Raw genomic sequence first — 17,301 nt, forward strand, 5'->3', positions numbered from 1 at the left:
CTTTTATTCGGACCCGATGAACTGCGTTTCGGGCATTCCTTTGAGATCGGCCAGGAATTGGCGTATGGCGGAATTCAGATATTTGCCCGACCGGTAGATAACGCCGACCGGGTGGCTGACTTCGAACTCGGTCAGCGGCAGCATGATCAGCGAGCCCTGACGGACTTCCCGCGCAATCGACAGCTTCGAGATGACGGCTGCGCCCAGATCGAGCTCTACCATCCGTTTGACTTCTTCGCTGCTGGAGAGTTCCATCGCAACGCGGGGAACAATCCCGTGCTGCTTGAACACCTGCTCGACGAAACGCCGCCCCACCGTATCCGGAGACAGCATCACAAGAGGAACGTTTTTTAAATCTTCGATCGAAACCTTGGACTTGTGCGCCAGTTCGTTCTTGGGCGAGACCACCAATTCGAACGTATCGTAATAGAGGACGGAGGTTTCCAGATCGGGATTGCGTTCGATCAGATAACCGATCCCGATATCGACCGAGCCGTTCTCGACCAGACTGTAGATCTGCGAAGAAGGCATCGATTGGATACTGGTCTGGATCAGCGGGAACTGGTTTTGAAAATAGGACAAAACGCGCGGCAGAATTTGCATGGCGATGGAAGTGGTCGTGCCCAGCATAATATGGCCCTGGGGCGTTTCTTCGAGGTCGGTCATTTTCTGCTTCAGTTCCTCCACGACGGAAAGCACGCGCTCCGCATGTTCGAGGAATACCAGACCCCGATCGGTCAGCGTCACAGGCTGGCTGCGATCGACGAGAACGGTCTTGAATTCGTCTTCCAGGCTTTTGATCTGTGCGGAAACGGCAGGCTGCGTCAGATTGAGCAGTTCCCCGGCTTTGCGGAAACTCATCGTTTTCGAGATGGTTACGAGCGTCTCCAGCTGACTCATATTCATGAAACTTCTCCTCCCACCGCGTACTTGATTCTTTAAATTATAGGGGAAGAACAAAAGTAAAAGCAATGAATAAGCCGAGCTTTGCCTGCAAAAGAATCAAGAGCTCCGACTTTGCGAAAGGTTCAACCGGGAAAAAACGTTCGGGCTGATCGAATAAAAGAGGCGAATAGGTGCGTTCAGCGTTAAAATAGATAAAAAAACCCGATTTTCAAGCCGGAACAAGCGCCATTGGAGTGAAAAAAGGAGGGAATACCCTGTCTTTGGTCACAAAATTTCGGGAAATAATCTTCGGCTATAAAATAAAGATCACTTTCTGGCGATAAAAGAATAAGCCGAATACTTACAGAAATTTACCAAGTTCGACGCAGGACGCCCGGAAGAGCACCATCTGCCTTCTTGTGCGTTTTTTGCGTGTCAGACTATGTCAAAAAACGTCGGTAAGTTGCGGAAATGCGAACAAAATAAACACTCGAAATAAGATGCTTTAATTTTCTCTCTCGCGTATAATTGGGATATTCAAGGATAGGACTTAAGACATCGGATTCTAAAGTCCCGAAATTCAAACGACGTGATTCCGAAAACCTAGGCAGCAGGGGGCGAATGGATAGAATGAAAGCAGAAATAATCAACCCTTTTTTGGAATCGGCCAAGCTGGTCCTTCATCAGCTTATCCAGATTTCTCCGTCGACAGGCGCACTTGCCGTCAAAAGCGTAAAGCCGATCGCCGACCACATCTGGATTCAGATTGGGATGACCGGACAATTGAGCGGCAACATCATCTTCGGTCTGCATGAACAGGTCGCGATGCGGATCGTATCGGCGATGATGGGCGGTTTTACCATTACCGAAATGGACGATATGAGCCGCAGCGCAATCTCGGAACTTGGCAACATGATCAGCGGGAATGCCGGGATTCTGCTCTCCAACCAGGGAGTGACCGTCGACATTACGCCTCCGAGTGTGTTACACGGGCAGGACTTCACCGGAATCATGCCGGACAAGGCTTTGACGATTCCGCTGCTGATGGATGGAATCGGCGAACTGGATATTCAGGTGCTGATTTCGTAAACTGAAAAGGCGAACTTACCGCGTTGACCGGGATTCGATCTCTTCAACGCCCCTATCCGGAATTCTGAAGGAGCATTCGCCTATATGCTGACCAACAAAATCGTATGGATTACAGGCGCTTCGAGCGGAATCGGAGCGCTTGCTGCGCGTCTGGCTTCGGAACGCGGAGCGATCCCGATCTTGTCCGCCCGTTCCGAAGACAAACTGAAGCGCGCCGCGGAAGCTGTACCCGGTCCGCACGGCATTCGCGTACTTGACGTGAGCCGCGCGGACTCGGTTCAGGAGACGGCGCGCTCGATTATGGAAGAGTACGGCCGAATCGATATCCTCGTCAATAATGCCGGCTACGGATTCTTCGAGACGGCGGAAGAAATGGACATGGCCGACTATGAAGGCATCATGGATGTGAATTATTTTGGCGTCGTGCGCTGCACCAAAGCGGTGCTGCCGCATATGCGAAGCGCCGGCGGCGGTCAGATCATGACGGTCGCTTCGATGGCCGGCAAATTCGCCACGGCGAAATCGGCCGGCTACGCGGCTTCCAAGCATGCCGCTGTGGGCTTCATGAACTCGCTGCGCCAGGAGCTGCGCGGGAGCGGGATTGCCGTCTCGACCGTCAATCCGGGGCCGATCGATACGCCGTTTTTCGAGACGGCGGATCCGCACGGCAGTTACGTCAAAAGCGTAAGCCGCTTTATCCTGCCGCCGGAGAAAGTCGCGCGCGAGATGGTGCGAATGATGGAGACGCGCAAAGACGAGATCGATCTTCCGCGTTATTTGGGCCTCGCTGTCCGGCTGTACGGACTGATGCCGCGAACGGCGGACAAACTGGCGGGACGTTTTCTGAACCTCAAGTAGAAGGCGGACGGTCGGCCGAAACGCGGAGCGCCGCGGAATTCTTTTTCCCGATTGGAGGAGAAGGTTTTCGCGGGGCTTTTTTTGCGTTACATTAGAAGAAACAAACGGCAGCGGTTTCCGGCGGAAGCCGCGGAGAAGACGGGAGGAGAGAATCCAGTGGCTTGGGTAGCTTCGCAGCCTTATTACCAGGTAGAGCGGGAAGTCAGCGAAGGCGAGCAGAAACGGAGCCGGTCGGACCGGCAGATCGATCTGTATCACGACCGCATCACGACGCACCGCCGGGAGTTTTCCCTGACGCATGTGTTCGATATGTCGTACCGGCGGATCGGCGGGGGAATCGGCATGCTGTATCTGCACACAAGCATCGGCGTGTTCTCTTATACCGTCAATACCGACCCGCGTCCGTTTATCGACCGTTTCAAGTCGATGCCCGGCGGCGCCGCACAACCCGGCGAAAGAATAAAATAAAGAAACGAGACCAGCCGGAACCGCGAGTTTTTCGCGGATCCGGCTTTTTTTCTATGGGGAGCGGATTCCCACAGAAAAAGATAATCTAACGTTGACGTTAACATTTTTATGTAGTAATATTCATATGTAAATGTTGAAATATTAACGAAACGTTCAGAAAAATTATGAAAAGGCGGGAGGGAAAAGCATGGGCGACTATAAAATCGACGACGTGGCCCGCGAGACGGGACTGACCAAGCGGACGATCCGTTACTACGAAGAGATCGGCCTGATGCCGGCGCCGCAGCGCAGCGAAGGCGGAACGAGGCGTTACACGCGCAGCCATATCGAACATCTGCGGCGCGTCATTTCGGCAAGGGATGTACTCGGCTTCTCGCTGCAGGAAATTCAGGAATATATGGCCTACGCGGAAGAGCTGACCGGTCAGCGCGAACTGTATCCGCAGCTCGGCGAACCGGATCTCCAGCTGTCGAAGCTTCGGGAAATGGACGGAACGCTGGAGCTGCAGCTGCGCAAGCTTGACGAGAAAATCGGCAGGATTCTGCTGTTAAAAGAAGAACTGGAACAGTTTCGCAAACGGGTACGCGGCGGAATCGCGCGGCTCGAAACGGAACAGGCAAATCGTACGAAAACCGACAACATGGAGGGGACGGAATCATGAAGAATGCATCAATGACCCAATCTGGACAGCGGCCTCCGGAAGGGAAAACGCTGAAGGAAGGCGGATTCCTGTCCCAGCCCAAGGCGGTCTGGGCCGTTATGTTCGCCTGCATCATTTCATTTATGGGGATCGGGCTGGTCGATCCGATCCTGCCGGCGATCGCCACGCAGCTGGACGCGTCGCCGAGCCAGGTCTCGCTGCTGTTCACCAGCTACAACTTCGTGACCGGCGTGGCCATGCTCATTACGGGCTTCGTATCCAGTCGGATCGGAGTCAAAAAAACGCTGCTGAGCGGGATCATCCTGACCGTCGTCTTCTCGGCGCTGGCCGGTTCGTCGGATACGATCGCCCAGATCGTCGGCTTCCGCGGCGGCTGGGGACTCGGCAACGCGCTGTTTATCGCGACCGCGCTGTCCGCTATCGTCGGTTTGTCGACTTCCGGTACGGCCAAAGCGATCATTCTGTATGAAGCGGCACTGGGTCTTGGTATCGCGGTCGGACCGCTGCTGGGCGGGGAACTCGGCTCGATTTCTTGGAGAGGACCGTTCTTCGGCGTCAGCGTGCTGATGGCTCTGGCTTTCGTGGCCGTTACCGTGCTGCTGCCGAAGATCCCGAAACCGAAAACGACGAGCAAGCTGTCCGATCCGTTCAAAGCGCTCGCTTATCCTTCGCTGATGACGCTCGGGATCGTCGCTTTCCTGTACAACTTCGGCTTCTTCACCCTGATGGCTTATTCGCCTTACGTAATGGGACTGGACGAACACGGACTCGGCTATGTTTTCTTCGGCTGGGGACTGCTGCTTGCGATCACATCCGTGTTTGTCGCCCCCCGTATTCAGGCCCGTTTCGGTACGGTCCGCTCGATGGCGGTCATGCTGACGCTGTTCGCGGTCGACCTGCTCGCCATGGCGATCGGTACGGTCATGGGCAGTCCGACCACCGTTATCGTATGCGTCATCGTGGCCGGTGCGTTTCTGGGGATCAATAACACGCTGATTACGACGGCCGTTATGGAATCCGCTCCGGTCGAACGTTCGACCGCTTCGGCGGCTTACAGCTTCGTCCGCTTTATGGGCGGCGCGGTGTCGCCGTTCCTGGCCGGCAAGCTGGCGGAATGGTTCAGCGCGGAAATGCCGTTCTACTTCGGTGCGGTCATGGTCGTGATCGGCGTGTTCGCCCTGCTGCTCAGACGCCGCCATCTGTCGCATATCGACGAAGCGATCAGCCATTGATAGCGGAGTGAGCCGGGTGCGGTCAAGAAGCTCCGGTTCCAGTCACCCATAGAAAGGAAGAGGAATTCATGAAACATATTCTGGTAGCGATAGACGGTTCGCCGGGTGCGGATCGGGCTTTGGAAGAAGCGATCCGGCTGGCTTCCGCATTGAAGGACGCTCCGACGGTTACGGCGCTGCACGTCGACCCGGCGCTCTCGATGAACGAGCCCGCGATCGGCTTCGATCCCGAAGCGCGGATCGAAGCCGAAGGCCTGGCGCAGCTGCGTCCGGCGGAAGCGCTGCTCGCGGATTCCGGCCTGGATTATCAAACGGCCGTGCGCCGCGGGGATCCGGCGCGCGAGATTTGCGAGTTTGCCCGCCGCGAAGACTGCGACCTGATTGCGGTCGGCACGCGCGGCCACGGCCCTGCCGCCGAACTGCTGCTCGGCAGCGTCAGCCACAAAGTCGTCCAGCATGCTCCCTGCCCGGTGCTCACGATCCGCTGATCCTTACGATCCGCCGATCGCAGGCGGCCCGGAGTGAATCCGCTGTCCGGGCCGGCCCCCCAGGCGATCCGGCAAGCGTTCTCCTCTTCATCATGAAGCGGGAGGGCGCTTTTTTGCGTATCCGGCTTTTGGATTTTCATTTGGGATTTGCGGAGATTCCCCCTATAATGGAGAAAGGACATGACTGAACATAAAGGTGGAACAAGTAATGACAAAAGAAATCGAACAATTTGCGCAGCTCGGCATCGGCGAAGCGCTGACGGCTGCGCTGCTTGAATACGGGATCGAAACGCCAAGCCCGATTCAGGCGGAAGCGATTCCGCCTATTCTCGAAGGGCGGGACGTATTGGCCCAATCCCAGACGGGAACAGGCAAGACGCTCTGTTATCTGCTGCCGCTGCTGGAGCGGATCGACCCGGAGAAGAAAGAAACCCAGGTGCTTGTGATTGCGCCGACCCAGGAGCTTGCGATGCAGATCGTACGCGAAGGGGAGAAGTACGGAGCGGCTCTCGGCATCGGCACGATCGGTCTGATCGGCGGCGCTTCGGCGGCCCGGCAGATCGAGAAGCTGCGCCAGCGGCCCCATCTGGCCGTCGGCACGCCGGGACGGCTGCGCGAGCTGCTGTCGACGCGCAAGCTGAAGCTGCACGAAGTGCGTACGATCGTGCTGGACGAAGCCGACCAAATCTTCCAGATGGGAGGCGCGGACGATGTGCGCTCCCTGCTCAAGGGAGCCCTGCGCGACCGTCAGCTGGTCTTCCTGTCGGCCACGCTCGGACCGGATGTCCGCGGCTTGGCCCAACGCGAAATGCGCGACCCCGTCGATGTCGGAATCGAACCCGAACAGAAACTCGTCAAGTTGACGCAGCATCTGTATTTCGAATGCCAGCAGCGGGACCGGATCGATACGCTGCGCCGCGTGGTCCGACATTACAACCCGGAGCGTGCGATCGTATTCGTCAATCAGGCCGATACGATTGCCGAAGTGGAAGCGAAACTGAATCACCTCGGCCTCGAAGCGCGGACGCTCTACGGAGATTCGGACAAAGTGACGCGGGCAACCGTTCTGTCGCAGTTCCGCTCCGGCAAGTTCCGTCTGCTCGTCGCGACCGACGTAGCGGCGCGCGGTCTGGATATTCCGGGTCTTGAACTGGTCGTGCATCTCGATCCGGCTACCGACTCGGAGCATTACGTTCACCGCGCGGGACGGACAGGCCGCATGGGACGCAAAGGACTTTCGGTCTCGATCGTGACCGATCGCCAGGCGTTCATCATGCGCAGATTCTCGCGGGAGCTGGGAACCGAGATTCAAGAGCGCGCCATGTACGACGGCGTCGTGCTCGATCCGGCGGAAGCCGACGAGCGCCGCTCGCGGCGGACGTCGAAAAGTCCTTCCGCGGGCCGCAGCGACAGCGCGAAAGCTCCGGCGAAGCCGGCCGCGCGCAGCGGCGCGGCACCTTCGGCCCGTTCGGCCGAAACGCCTCTTGACGGAGCGGAGCGTCAAGGCGCGGACGGAGGTCCGGCCGCGGTTCGGCCGAAACCTGCCGCCAAGCCTGCGGGACGCGGTCCCAAAGGCGGCAAGAAGCAGCCGAACAAAGACAAAGGCGCGCCGAAATGGCTGAAGGACAAAAGGTCCCCGCAGGACCCTTCCTGATCCCGATCGATTCGCCCGCCAAGCCGCCGGATCTTCGGCGGCAGAAGAGCGGCCTGCTGCACGGATACGTGCCGCATCAGACATAGAAGAGGTGAAACGCAATGAGTGAACAAGCCGCCCTGCAGGTAGCAAGGCTGACCGGCGGATACAGTATCAACAAGCCGGTTCTGCACGGGGTCGATTTTGAAGTCGGAACAGGCGAGATGGTCGGCCTGATCGGGCTGAACGGAGCGGGCAAAAGCACGACGATGAAGCATATTCTCGGGCTGATGTCGCCCAAGGAAGGCGAGGTTCGGATCGGCGGCGCCCTGCTGAAAGACGATCCCGACCGCTACCGTGCTTCCCTTGCTTTCGTGCCGGAGTCTCCGGTGCTGTACGAAGAATTGACGGTGCGCGAGCATCTGGAATTTACGGCAAGAGCCTACGGCGTCGACAACGCGGTATTTGAAGAACGCGCGGAGCGTCTGCTGAAGCTCTTCTATATGAAAGACAAAGAACACAGCCTGTCTTCGCATCTGTCCAAAGGCATGAAGCAGAAGGTCATGATTATGTGCGCTTTCATCGCGCGTCCGCCTCTGTACGTGATCGACGAACCGTTTCTCGGTCTTGATCCGCTCGGTATTCGCGATCTGCTGGAATACATGGTCGAAGTCAACCGCGAAGGCGCTTCGATCCTGCTCAGCTCGCATATTTTGTCGACGATCGAGAACTACTGCGACCGCTTCGTCATTCTGCACAAAGGACGGATTATCGTGCAGGGCACGCTGGAAGATATCCGCACCGCATCGAATATGCCGGGCGCTTCGCTCGAGAACATGTTCGATCGGCTCGTCCGGGCAGAGGGCGCCGGGGGCATTCAATGAGCGGGCCGCAGCACGGTTCGCAGGAGTCCAAAAGCGGCGGTGCGGCACCGGTAGGCGCGAGATTCGCTTCGCCGCCCGCTTCGGGCGGTCTTCCCTGGCCGGCCGGAACGATCGCGCCGATGACGACGGAAGGCATGCAGGCGCTGCGGGGCAAACGCCGCTCGGTGTTCCTCGGCCGCATTGTGCCGTATACCCCGTACATTATCCAGAGCGGTCTGGCCGTCACGGTCATGCTGCTGCTGATCTTGTTCTCGGCCTGGTATACGTCCCTGCTGCAGAATATGCCGGCCGATCTGCCGATCCGCTGGATTCTGCCGGCGATGCTGTTTCCGCTGACGGCCTGGAGCGGTTTCCGTACGTATTTGCAGCCGGCGGATACCGTGTTTCTGCTGCCGCTGGAAACGAAGATGCGAGCTTACTTCGCCCCCGCTTGGCGCGGAGGGGTGGTCTACAAGCTGCTGCTCGTCTGGTTGGTCCTGCTGGTCGCCTGGCCGGTCTACATCCGGGTACATCCCGGAGACCATGCCAACTTGTGGGCAAGCCTTGCCCTGCTGCTCGGCTTGAAACTGCTGCTGGCCTATGGCGCCTGGCAGGAACATCGCCTCGTCTCCTCGCGGCTGGCGGACGGATTCATGCTGCTGCGCTGGATTCTGGCCGCAGGGGCCGTCGTCGCCTGGTTCCGGCTGCCGCCGGCTTACGCCGCGCCGGCGATACTGGCCGGCGCCGCTGTCTATGTACTGATTCTGCGCTTCCCGGCCAAGCACCGCGTACCGTGGGAACGGCTGATCGCGGTCGAACGGGCTCAGGTCGGCCGCTCGATGCGCATGCTCGGCTGGTTCGTGGATGTGCCGACGGAAGATCCGCGCGTGTACCGGCGGCGCTGGCTGTCGGGCTTCGGCCGGAAGATTCCGTGGAAGCAGGAAGAGGCTTACCGCTTCCTGCTGACCCAGTCGTTTATCCGCAGCGATCTGCTGGGCATGGTGGCGCGCCTGGTTATCGTCGGTTTCGTTCTGCTGCTGCTGGCCCGCGTATCGTGGTTGGGTATTGCGCTCCTGCTTCTGCTGCTGTTCATGATCGGGACGCAGCTGAACGGACTTCGCCGCACCCACGCCGATTCGCTCTGGTTGGCGCTGTATCCGATTCCGGAAGATTCGCGCCGCCGCGCCGGTCTGCGTCTGATGCTTCGCGTGCTGCTGGTCTCCGCCGTTTGCATGTGGCTGCCGTTCCTGCTCACGCTTGCGTCCGATCCGCTGCTGGCTCTCGGCGCACTGGCCGCGGGTCTCGTACTGGCCTGGTTGATACAGGGTTCCGCGCAGCGGAAATGGCGCAAGCTGGAAGGCGAAGAAGATTGATCCCAAGTGTCCGTCAAGTCTATCCCTTTTGATCGGAGTGTGATCCCCGTGAAGCGATTGAAACAAAAAAGACTTCTGTCGACGATATTGTGCGGATTTCTGGTTCTGCCTGCGGCCTGCGGTTCCGCTGTAGAGTCGGGCTCTTCTTCACCGGTGCTTCCCCTGGACGAGATCCGGGAGGAAGCGGCCAAGAAAACGCCCGATTGGGACACATTCAACGAGTACACGCATACGGATATCGGCTCGGGCTTGTATCTGTGGGAGTACGAAGTTGAAGGAGGTCGGAAATTGAGGATGGGCGGAGCCGATTTGAATGCCGCTCCGACCCAGGTTCAATTGATCGATGCCGAAGGTGAAGTGACGGATCTGCTGAAATAAGCTTTGTATCCATCCAAAAAAGACCAACCTGCCGGAAACTTGGGCAGGTTGGTCTTTTTTTATATGGGGATTCAGTAACGGCTCTATTCCGCTGCCTTGCCTGTCAGTTCCGCTGCACCTTTGTACACCAGATCGAACAGATCTTCCAGATTCTCTTCGGCGATGCAGGAGAACGCGATACGCAGATCGGTCTCGCCGAGGGCGATCGTACCGACGCCGTATTCGTGCAGCAGGCGCTGGCGCAGCGCTTCCGCTTCGATACCCGGGTTCAGCTTCAGGCACATGAAGTAGCCGGAATTGAACGGATAATACGTCCAGAAGCCTTCGTATTTGCCGCTGTCGAGCAGGGCTTTGACCTTGTTCGCGCGGCCTTTCATAATCAGGAACTTCTCGTGCTTCTGATCTTCGAACTCCGGAGACTTGAGCGCGTCCAGCACGAAAGTCTGCGACGGATGCGGACCGCTGGAGATGGTGGCGCGAATGATGCCCATCGTTTTCTGTTCCAGGCCCGCCAGCACGTCGGCTTGATCCGAAGCGAACGTGATGAAGCCCACGCGGAAGCCCCAGACGAATTCTTCCTTGGTCGCGCCGTCGATCTTGATCGGCAGGATGCGCGGATGTACGCCGGCCAGCTTGCCGAACAGTGACTCGTGCAGCGAGTCTTCGAAGAACAGACCGAAATAGGCGTCGTCGCTGACGACTACCAGATTGATGCCGGCTTCCGCCGCTTCAATCAGCGCGGATATAATTTCTTCGCCTTCCGCTACGCTTGGCGTATAGCCGGTCGGGTTGTTCGGGAAGTTGAGCGGCACGATCGCTTTGCCCGCTTCCTTCTGCGCCAGCAGGGCTTTGCGGAACGCTTCGGTATTGAAGCTCATGTCCGCGGTGAACAGCTCATAGTTAACGATCTTCGCGCCGCGGCGGATACCGAAGGTCAGCTCGTAGTTTTCCCAGTTTTTGTCCGGATAGACGACCGCGTCGCCCGGATCGGCGAACAGATCGGCTACGATGCTGAGGCCGTGCGTCAGCGCATTGGTCGTGATCGGATTGCCGAACGCTTTGCCTTCGAGCGAAGGATTCTCGCGGATCATCTTCTCGCGCCAGACGGCGCGCAGTTCCGGCTTGCCCGCGGGAGGCGCATAACCGTACAGGTCTTTCGGGCTGTAAGCCGAAAGTTTATCCTGGATCACGTTCAGATGCATGGGTCCGCCGTTCTCGGTTGCGATTCCGATCGTAGCGTTATATTTCTTGGCGTGCGTGGTCGCTTCGGCGGATTGGCTCAAGATGCCTTCTTTCGGGAAATAGATTTCCCGGCCGAGTGCCGACAGCATGTCGTAGACATGCGTGTTTGCGGTTTTGATCTTGTCATTCCATTGTTCAGCCATTGGGTTCATTGCGAGTCGTCATCCTTCCAAACTGAATTGCGTCAATTATAGCATTCTCCCCTCGAGCCGTCACGGGAAAAGCGGGGATTTTTCAGCTTTTTCCGCCTGCTTGCCCGCTTTTTGAACGAAAAAGCCGGAAGATGTCCCCGGCATGCGTACGATCGGAATTTCCGGATGTTCGGTTGTCCATGTCAAGTTTTTGTACGGAACGGGAAAGGTTATAGATTTTCGGGTTGTGGGTACGCTTTGAAGAAGCATTTTCTCGGCTTCCCGCAGACCGGTATTCCATCGAGCGTCTTCCGAGGGTGGACAACGGTTCAATCGCACGGAAAAATGTGTACAATGGAAAATGAAGGCCAAGCAAACGCATACTGACGTATTCTTTTTTAATCCGAGGAGGAACTTGGTTATGGGCATGATCGGTTATCTGAAACGCGTGACGGAACAGGCGCTGTCTTCCCTGATTCACGGGGGCCAGGACCTGTACGAGTACATTCACGGAGAACAAGGCGAAGAGCTGGATCTCGACAAAGCCTGGCAGGGTCTGCATTATCTGCTGTGCGGAGACCCTTATGGCGGAGAAGGTCCGCTGTTTGATGCCTTAATGGGCGGTAAACCGCTTAACCCGGAAGAGGAGAGCGAAATCATCGTGCGGTATCTGACTCCGGACGAAGTGCGCGAGGTGGCCTCGGCGCTGGACAGCGTCGGACCTGCGGAGTTGGCCAAAGGATTCGAACCGGACGATATGAACGAAGCAGGCGTATATCCGTCGCCCGATTGGAACGAGGAAGGCGAACTGGATTATCTGCTGGGTTACTACGAGCCGATGCGCGAACATTATCGGGCGGCGGCCGCGGCGGGCGAAGGCATGCTGCTCTACGTTTCTTAAGCCGCGTCAGCAGGAACAAGGAAGACCGGAAGCCAGAGATCCGGCAAGGAGGAACGGACTATGCAAGATAAGCTCCATACGGCGAACGGACCGCAATCCCGGCTGAACGGCGCCCTGCTCGGACTTACCGCCGCGGACGCGCTGGGGGTGCCGGTAGAGTTCCGTCCGCGAACGTATCTGGATGCCAATCCGGTTGCGGACATGTTCGGCTACGGCACGTACAACCAGCCTCCGGGCACCTGGTCGGACGACAGTACCATGATGTGGTGCACAGTGGAGAGTCTGGCGCTGCAAAAAGAGTGCGATACCGAAGACATGGCCGGACGCTTCGTGCGCTGGCTGACATCCGGTTATATGACCCCGCACGGGGAGCTGTTCGATATCGGCAATGCGACGCGCGAAGCACTGGAACGCTACCGGACGGAAGCGGTCTGGGCGAGATTCGCAGGTCTTGAGCGGGAAAGCTCCAACGGCAACGGATCGCTGATGCGCATCCTGCCGATGGCTTTTTACGTGCGGGGAATGGAAGCGGCCGAGCGCGACCGGCTGGCGGCCGAAGTCTCGTCGATCACCCACCGGCATCCCCGCTCTATTCTGGCCTGCCAGATCTACGTGGAGATCGCCCTGCGGCTGCTGGACGGCCGCTCGGCCGGGCAGGCCTGCCTCGAAGCGGCTGCGGCCGTTCGGGAGCGCCATGCGGACCATCCCGAATTGGAAACGTTCGAACGGGTATTGAACGGGAGTTTGGCGGAATTGAAGCGCGAAGACATCCGTTCCGGCGGTTATGTGGTCGATACGCTCGAAGCGGCGCTGTGGTGTCTGCTGACGACAAGCAGTTACCGCGAAGCGGCGCTTAAGGCAGTCAATCTCGGCGAAGACACCGATACGACCGGAGCCGTCGTCGGCGGGCTGGCAGGGATCTTGTACGGCGAAACCGGTATTCCGGCAGAGTGGCTCTCGCAGCTGGCGAAGCTGAATGAGCTGCGGGCGCTTGGCGGACGGTTCTCGTCCATGCTTGCGGAGCGGGATGCGGACATGTCCGGACAACGGCCGGCCCGTTCGGAACCCGAATGAAGCGGTGAGCGAAGAACGGGAGTGAAGCCAGGCCAGGAGATAAGCGTCACGAAAAAGAAATTGGAAAAAGAGCGGGATCGCCGAAGCGATCCCGCTCTTTTTGCGGTCAGCGCGTCTCGAGCATTTGTATGCAGCCGGATCGTATCCTTTCCGGTATCCAAAGCTCAGCCGGCCGCATCCTTGATTCGCCGCAGCAGCAGATCGAGCGGGTCGCCGGCTTCGGCCTGGCTCATCCGGGCGCTGTACTGCTTGCGTTCGCGGTGCAGCAGATCCAGCTTGGCGAGGAAAGCTTCGTCGCTCCACGAGTCTTCGTCCAGGCGTTCGGCATAGCCCGCGCGGACGAACGAATCCGCATTCAGCAGTTGGTCGCCGCGGCTCTGCTTGCGGCCGAGCGGGCAGAGCAGCATCGGCTTGCCCAGCGACAGGAATTCGAAGATCGCGTTCGAGCCGGCACGGCTGAATACGAGATCGGCCGCCGCCAGCACATCCGGCAGCGGTTCGTTCACGTATTCGAACTGGCGGTAGCCCGCTTTGCTTTCAAGCTGCGGATCCAGGCCTCCCCGCCCGCACAGATGCACCACGTCGAAACGCCGCACGAGTTCGTCCAGGTTGCGCCGCAGGTTGCCGTTCAGCGCGCGGGAGCCGAGGCTGCCTCCGGCGGCCAGCAGCACGGGCTTGACTCCGTCAAAGCCCAGAAATCCGAGTCCGCGCGCCGCCTGCCCGTTCTTCAGTTCGGGCCGGACCACCGAGCCGATCTGCACGGCTTTGCCGGACTTGACGGAAGCGGCCGTCTCGGGAAACGTCGTGCAGAGAGCCGAAGCGAACGGCAGGGCCAGCTTGTTGGCGAGGCCCGGCGAATAATCCGATTCGTGGATCAGGGCGGGCACGCGGTTCATCCAGGCGCCGAGCACGACCGGCACGGACACGAATCCGCCTTTGGAGAAGACGACTTTTGGCTTCAAGCGGCGGATCAGGCGCCGGGATTGGCCGACGCCTTTGAGGATGCGCAGCGGATCGGTGAAATTTCGCAGCGAGAAATAGCGGCGCAGCTTGCCGGTGGCGATCGCATGATACGAAACGCCGGGCAGTCCTTCGACCAGTTCTTTTTCGATGCCGGTCTCCGATCCGATATAGTCGATCGTCCAGCCCTGCCTCCGGAGCACAGGAATAAGGGCGAGATTGACCGAGACATGCCCGGCCGATCCGCCCCCTGTCAGAACAATGCGTTTATTTGAATTGGAATGGGAAGTCATTGCGTTAGATTCTCCTTTGCTTCGGGTGATTCCGTTTTGCGCAAGCTTCATTATGCGCAAACTCTATTGTACGTTTCACCGAAGCAAAAGCCAAGGCGCGCTCTTGGAACCGCCAAATCGACAGGACCCGGCTTTTATTTCAAAATAAGCAGCCGGTCGTCGTCCGCACCCGGCGACCCGCCCGATGTATTGTTCGTCAGCACGTAGATTTTTCCGTTGTGCAGGGCTACGTCCCTGATCCGTCCTTCGCCGGTCAGCACGTCGGTCATCGTGCGCGCCTTAGGATCGAACAGCTTCAGGCTCTGGCCCGCCAGCGTGGCGACAAGCACTTTGTTGTCCGGCATGGCCGCGATGCCGGAAGGGGCGATCGCCCGGTCGCCGGCTACATATACAGGCGCGGTCAGGCCGGGAGCGGTCTCGGTTCCCTGAACCTTCGGCCAACCGTAATTGGCGCCGCGCTTGATGACGTTAATTTCGTCGAGTCCGGTAAGGTCGGTTCCGCCGCCCGGAATCGGCGCGCCGCTTGGACCGTGGTCGGAAGCGTACAGGGTGCCGTCCGGCGTCCAGGCGAGGCCTTGGGAATTGCGCAGTCCGTACGCATAGACGTACGAATTCTTGAACGGATTGTCCGCGGGCACTTTGCCGCTGGTCGTCATACGCAGCACTTTGCCTCCGGGACTTGAGAGGTCCTGGGACAATTCGCGCCGGTTCGTGTCGCCGGCCGTGCTGTACAGCATGCCGTCCGGACCGATCGCCAAGCGTCCTCCTTCATGGATTCGGCCTCCCGGAATGCCGCTCAGCAGTTCTTTTTGTTCGCGCCAGACGCCGTTTACCAGCTTGACTTTGACGATCCGGTTCAGCGCTTCGCCTTTTTCTTCATAGGCATGATAGATATAGGCATACTTGTTCTTCGAGAATTTCGGATCGAGCACGAACCCGGTCAGCCCCGCTTCGCCGACGACCCGAAGCTTTTTCTTGGTCCGGACTTCCTGCACGGTCTGTTTGCCGTTTTTCACTTCGACAATGCCGCCGCCGCGTTGGGTGATGTACACGGTCTCGCCGGCAAACTGGATCGACCAAGGGACTTTCAGTTTGGATGCCGCCGCCTCGTACCCGCCTTTGAGCGAATCGACCGGAGAAACGGCGGCCGGACTTGCCGCCGCGCCGACAGCGGCCGTTTTTACAGGGGCGGCCAGAGCCGTTTGAATCGATGATCCGGCCGTCTGCCCGGTCTCGCGCTGGTCGGCTGCATACACGGAGATCGGCACGGCAAGCAGCAGGGCCGCCGTCAGCGTTTTGGTTTTCGTATTCAGTATGGACACGAAGAATCCCTCCTTCTTTCTTTTTCCATTTTTACCCGGAAAGGGCAGAATCAATCGGGATCGAAGCTTAAGCTCCGTTTTTTTATAGCCTATTGCAAAATAAGCAGTTTATCATCGCCGCTCTGCGGAGATCCGCGGCCGTCGGTATTGTTCGTAAGAATATAGATTCTCCCTTCATGAACGGCTGCGTCGCGGATGCGGCCTCCGCCGCTCCAGACTTCACGCATTTCTCCGGTGGCGGGGTCGAACTCCGTCAGGCTCTCGCCCCGGAGGTTGGCGACCAGCAGCGTACCGTCCGGCGTGGCCGCAATGCCCGAGGGCGCGAGCGCGTCTTCGCCCGTGTGGTACAGCGGGGGGGTCAGTCCGTCTCCCGTCTCGCCGCCTAAGACGTCCGGCCAGCCGTAATTGGCGCCGGGCTTGATCTCGTTCATTTCGTCGTGGCCGCCGGAGCTGCCGCTTGGTCCGTGTTCGGACGCGTACATCGTTCCGTTTTCCAGCCAGTCGATGCCCTGCGAGTTGCGGTGGCCGTACGAATAAACGTAAGACCCTTCGATCGGATTGTCGCTTGGCACTTCGCCTTCGGGCGTCATGCGCAGGATCTTGCCCGCCACGCTTCCGGTATCCTGCGCGGAGCCGTCGTCCTGCGCGTCGCCGGTCGTCACATAGAGCATCCCGTCCGGACCAAACGCGATCCGTCCGCCGTCATGGACGCGCGCGCCCGGAATATCGTCGAGCACCGTCGCCGTTTCGGTCCAGCTTTTCCCGGAAGGTTCTTCCTCGATCCGAATGACGCGATTGCGCATTTCGTTGCCTTTGCCGTACGTATGGTACACATAGGCCGCGCGCGAATCCGCGAAGTCCGGCGCCAATGCCAAACCGAGCAGTCCGCCTTCGCCTGCTTCGAGTACGCCGGGATTCAGGGCGACCGGCTGCAGCGTTTGTCGACCGTCGGCCAGCTTGACGATCGAACCGCCGCGCAGGGTAAGATAGACGGTGTCTCCATCAAACTGGATTTCCCACGGGGTGTCGAGATTATCGGCGAGGACCTGCGTTTCGCCCGTAAGTTCGGCGAAGGCCCCGCCTGCCGCTGCGTCGGAAGTGTCTTCGCCGCCGGAAGGCTGCGCCGGTGCAGCGGGAGTTTTATCCGTCTCCGGAGAGGCTTCGGCGGCGACATCCGGCGCCTGCGCGGGCTTTTCGTCGGCGGGAAGCAATCCGGGAGGTGAGCCGGCTTGTCCCGAGCAGGCCGCGATCGGCAGCACCAGCAGCAGCGCGGCGGCTTTTCTGTTCCATGAGAGATTCATGGCTTCCTCCTTTTTCGGTCTGCGCTTCGGAGGCGGGGCCTCCGGGCATTCCGTTTTTTGGGGTGTGATTCCGCTTACGGGACCTTACCCGTGCGAAGCGGAATCCAAATCGCCTTTTGCTCTCCCGACCGCACGGAACCCGATATTTT

17 protein-coding genes are annotated in these 17,301 nt (G+C 58.9%); 12 read left to right on the forward strand and 5 right to left on the reverse strand.

Annotation, left to right across the window (positions count from 1 at the left end; all coding sequences use genetic code 11):
* Positions 1 to 3: 3 nt before the first annotated feature.
* Entirely contained in the window at positions 4 to 906 is a 903-nt protein-coding gene (locus HOP44_RS17250) for a LysR family transcriptional regulator (protein ID WP_172255531.1), read from the reverse strand.
* 609 nt (positions 907 to 1,515) lie between these two features.
* On the opposite strand from HOP44_RS17250, the gene HOP44_RS17255 reads away from it, so the two are divergent.
* The 10 genes from HOP44_RS17255 (at position 1,516) to HOP44_RS17300 (ending at position 9,928) form a co-directional block, all read left to right on the forward strand.
* On the forward strand, positions 1,516 to 1,974 hold the full coding sequence (locus tag HOP44_RS17255) for a chemotaxis protein CheX (RefSeq protein ID WP_172255533.1): 459 nt from the start codon (positions 1,516 to 1,518) through the stop codon (positions 1,972 to 1,974).
* 84 nt (positions 1,975 to 2,058) lie between these two features.
* A complete protein-coding gene (locus HOP44_RS17260; protein WP_172255535.1) occupies positions 2,059 to 2,832 on the forward strand; it encodes an SDR family NAD(P)-dependent oxidoreductase in 774 nt (257 codons plus the stop codon).
* Between the two features lie 156 nt (positions 2,833 to 2,988).
* On the forward strand, positions 2,989 to 3,300 hold the full coding sequence (locus tag HOP44_RS17265) for a hypothetical protein (protein ID WP_172255537.1): 312 nt from the start codon (positions 2,989 to 2,991) through the stop codon (positions 3,298 to 3,300).
* Between the two features lie 187 nt (positions 3,301 to 3,487).
* Complete coding sequence (locus tag HOP44_RS17270; protein WP_172255539.1) at positions 3,488 to 3,961, forward strand: helix-turn-helix domain-containing protein; 474 nt, start codon at positions 3,488 to 3,490, stop codon at positions 3,959 to 3,961.
* The gene (locus HOP44_RS17275) at positions 3,958 to 5,193 is read left to right on the forward strand and encodes an MFS transporter (protein WP_425501890.1); all 1,236 of its coding nucleotides are present in this window, start codon (positions 3,958 to 3,960) and stop codon (positions 5,191 to 5,193) included. The genes HOP44_RS17270 and HOP44_RS17275 overlap by 4 nt, the downstream gene beginning before the upstream one ends.
* A gap of 68 nt (positions 5,194 to 5,261) precedes the next feature.
* Positions 5,262 to 5,681 carry a universal stress protein gene (locus tag HOP44_RS17280; RefSeq protein WP_172255541.1) on the forward strand — a complete coding sequence of 140 codons (420 nt, stop codon included), beginning with the start codon at positions 5,262 to 5,264 and terminating at the stop codon, positions 5,679 to 5,681.
* Positions 5,682 to 5,889: 208 nt separating this feature from the next.
* Complete coding sequence (locus tag HOP44_RS17285; RefSeq protein ID WP_172255543.1) at positions 5,890 to 7,335, forward strand: DEAD/DEAH box helicase; 1,446 nt, start codon at positions 5,890 to 5,892, stop codon at positions 7,333 to 7,335.
* A 101-nt stretch (positions 7,336 to 7,436) separates the two neighbouring features.
* Complete coding sequence (locus HOP44_RS17290) at positions 7,437 to 8,198, forward strand: ABC transporter ATP-binding protein (RefSeq protein ID WP_172255545.1); 762 nt, start codon at positions 7,437 to 7,439, stop codon at positions 8,196 to 8,198.
* On the forward strand, positions 8,195 to 9,550 hold the full coding sequence (locus HOP44_RS17295) for an ABC transporter permease (RefSeq protein WP_246369891.1): 1,356 nt from the start codon (positions 8,195 to 8,197) through the stop codon (positions 9,548 to 9,550). Before HOP44_RS17290 ends, HOP44_RS17295 begins: the two co-directional genes overlap by 4 nt.
* Positions 9,551 to 9,598: 48 nt before the next feature.
* Entirely contained in the window at positions 9,599 to 9,928 is a 330-nt protein-coding gene (locus tag HOP44_RS17300; RefSeq protein WP_172255547.1) for a hypothetical protein, read from the forward strand.
* Between the two features lie 83 nt (positions 9,929 to 10,011).
* Here the strand turns inward: HOP44_RS17300 and HOP44_RS17305 are convergent, their stop codons facing one another.
* Positions 10,012 to 11,322 carry an aminotransferase class I/II-fold pyridoxal phosphate-dependent enzyme gene (locus tag HOP44_RS17305; protein ID WP_172255549.1) on the reverse strand — a complete coding sequence of 437 codons (1,311 nt, stop codon included), beginning with the start codon at positions 11,320 to 11,322 and terminating at the stop codon, positions 10,012 to 10,014.
* Positions 11,323 to 11,722: 400 nt separating this feature from the next.
* Between HOP44_RS17305 and HOP44_RS17310 the strand changes: the two genes are divergently transcribed.
* Positions 11,723 to 12,202, forward strand: coding sequence for a YfbM family protein (locus HOP44_RS17310; protein WP_172255551.1), 480 nt, complete (start codon positions 11,723 to 11,725; stop codon positions 12,200 to 12,202).
* Between the two features lie 60 nt (positions 12,203 to 12,262).
* Positions 12,263 to 13,276: an ADP-ribosylglycohydrolase family protein gene (locus HOP44_RS17315; protein ID WP_172255553.1), complete on the forward strand. Its 1,014-nt coding sequence runs from the start codon at positions 12,263 to 12,265 to the stop codon at positions 13,274 to 13,276.
* 164 nt (positions 13,277 to 13,440) lie between these two features.
* Here HOP44_RS17315 and HOP44_RS17320 read toward each other — a convergent pair whose 3' ends face one another.
* From HOP44_RS17320 to HOP44_RS17330, 3 genes are all read right to left on the reverse strand, one after another.
* Positions 13,441 to 14,529, reverse strand: a complete 1,089-nt coding sequence (locus tag HOP44_RS17320; RefSeq protein WP_172255555.1) for an undecaprenyldiphospho-muramoylpentapeptide beta-N-acetylglucosaminyltransferase — start codon at positions 14,527 to 14,529, stop codon at positions 13,441 to 13,443.
* Between the two features lie 134 nt (positions 14,530 to 14,663).
* The gene (locus HOP44_RS17325; protein WP_172255557.1) at positions 14,664 to 15,851 is read right to left on the reverse strand and encodes a PQQ-dependent sugar dehydrogenase; all 1,188 of its coding nucleotides are present in this window, start codon (positions 15,849 to 15,851) and stop codon (positions 14,664 to 14,666) included.
* Positions 15,852 to 15,940: 89 nt separating this feature from the next.
* Entirely contained in the window at positions 15,941 to 17,152 is a 1,212-nt protein-coding gene (locus HOP44_RS17330; protein WP_172255558.1) for a PQQ-dependent sugar dehydrogenase, read from the reverse strand.
* Between the last annotated feature and the right edge of the window lie 149 nt (positions 17,153 to 17,301).

The sequence above is a fragment of the Saccharibacillus deserti genome, assembly GCF_013618475.1.
GTDB classification, from domain to species: Bacteria; Bacillota; Bacilli; order Paenibacillales; family Paenibacillaceae; genus Saccharibacillus; species Saccharibacillus deserti.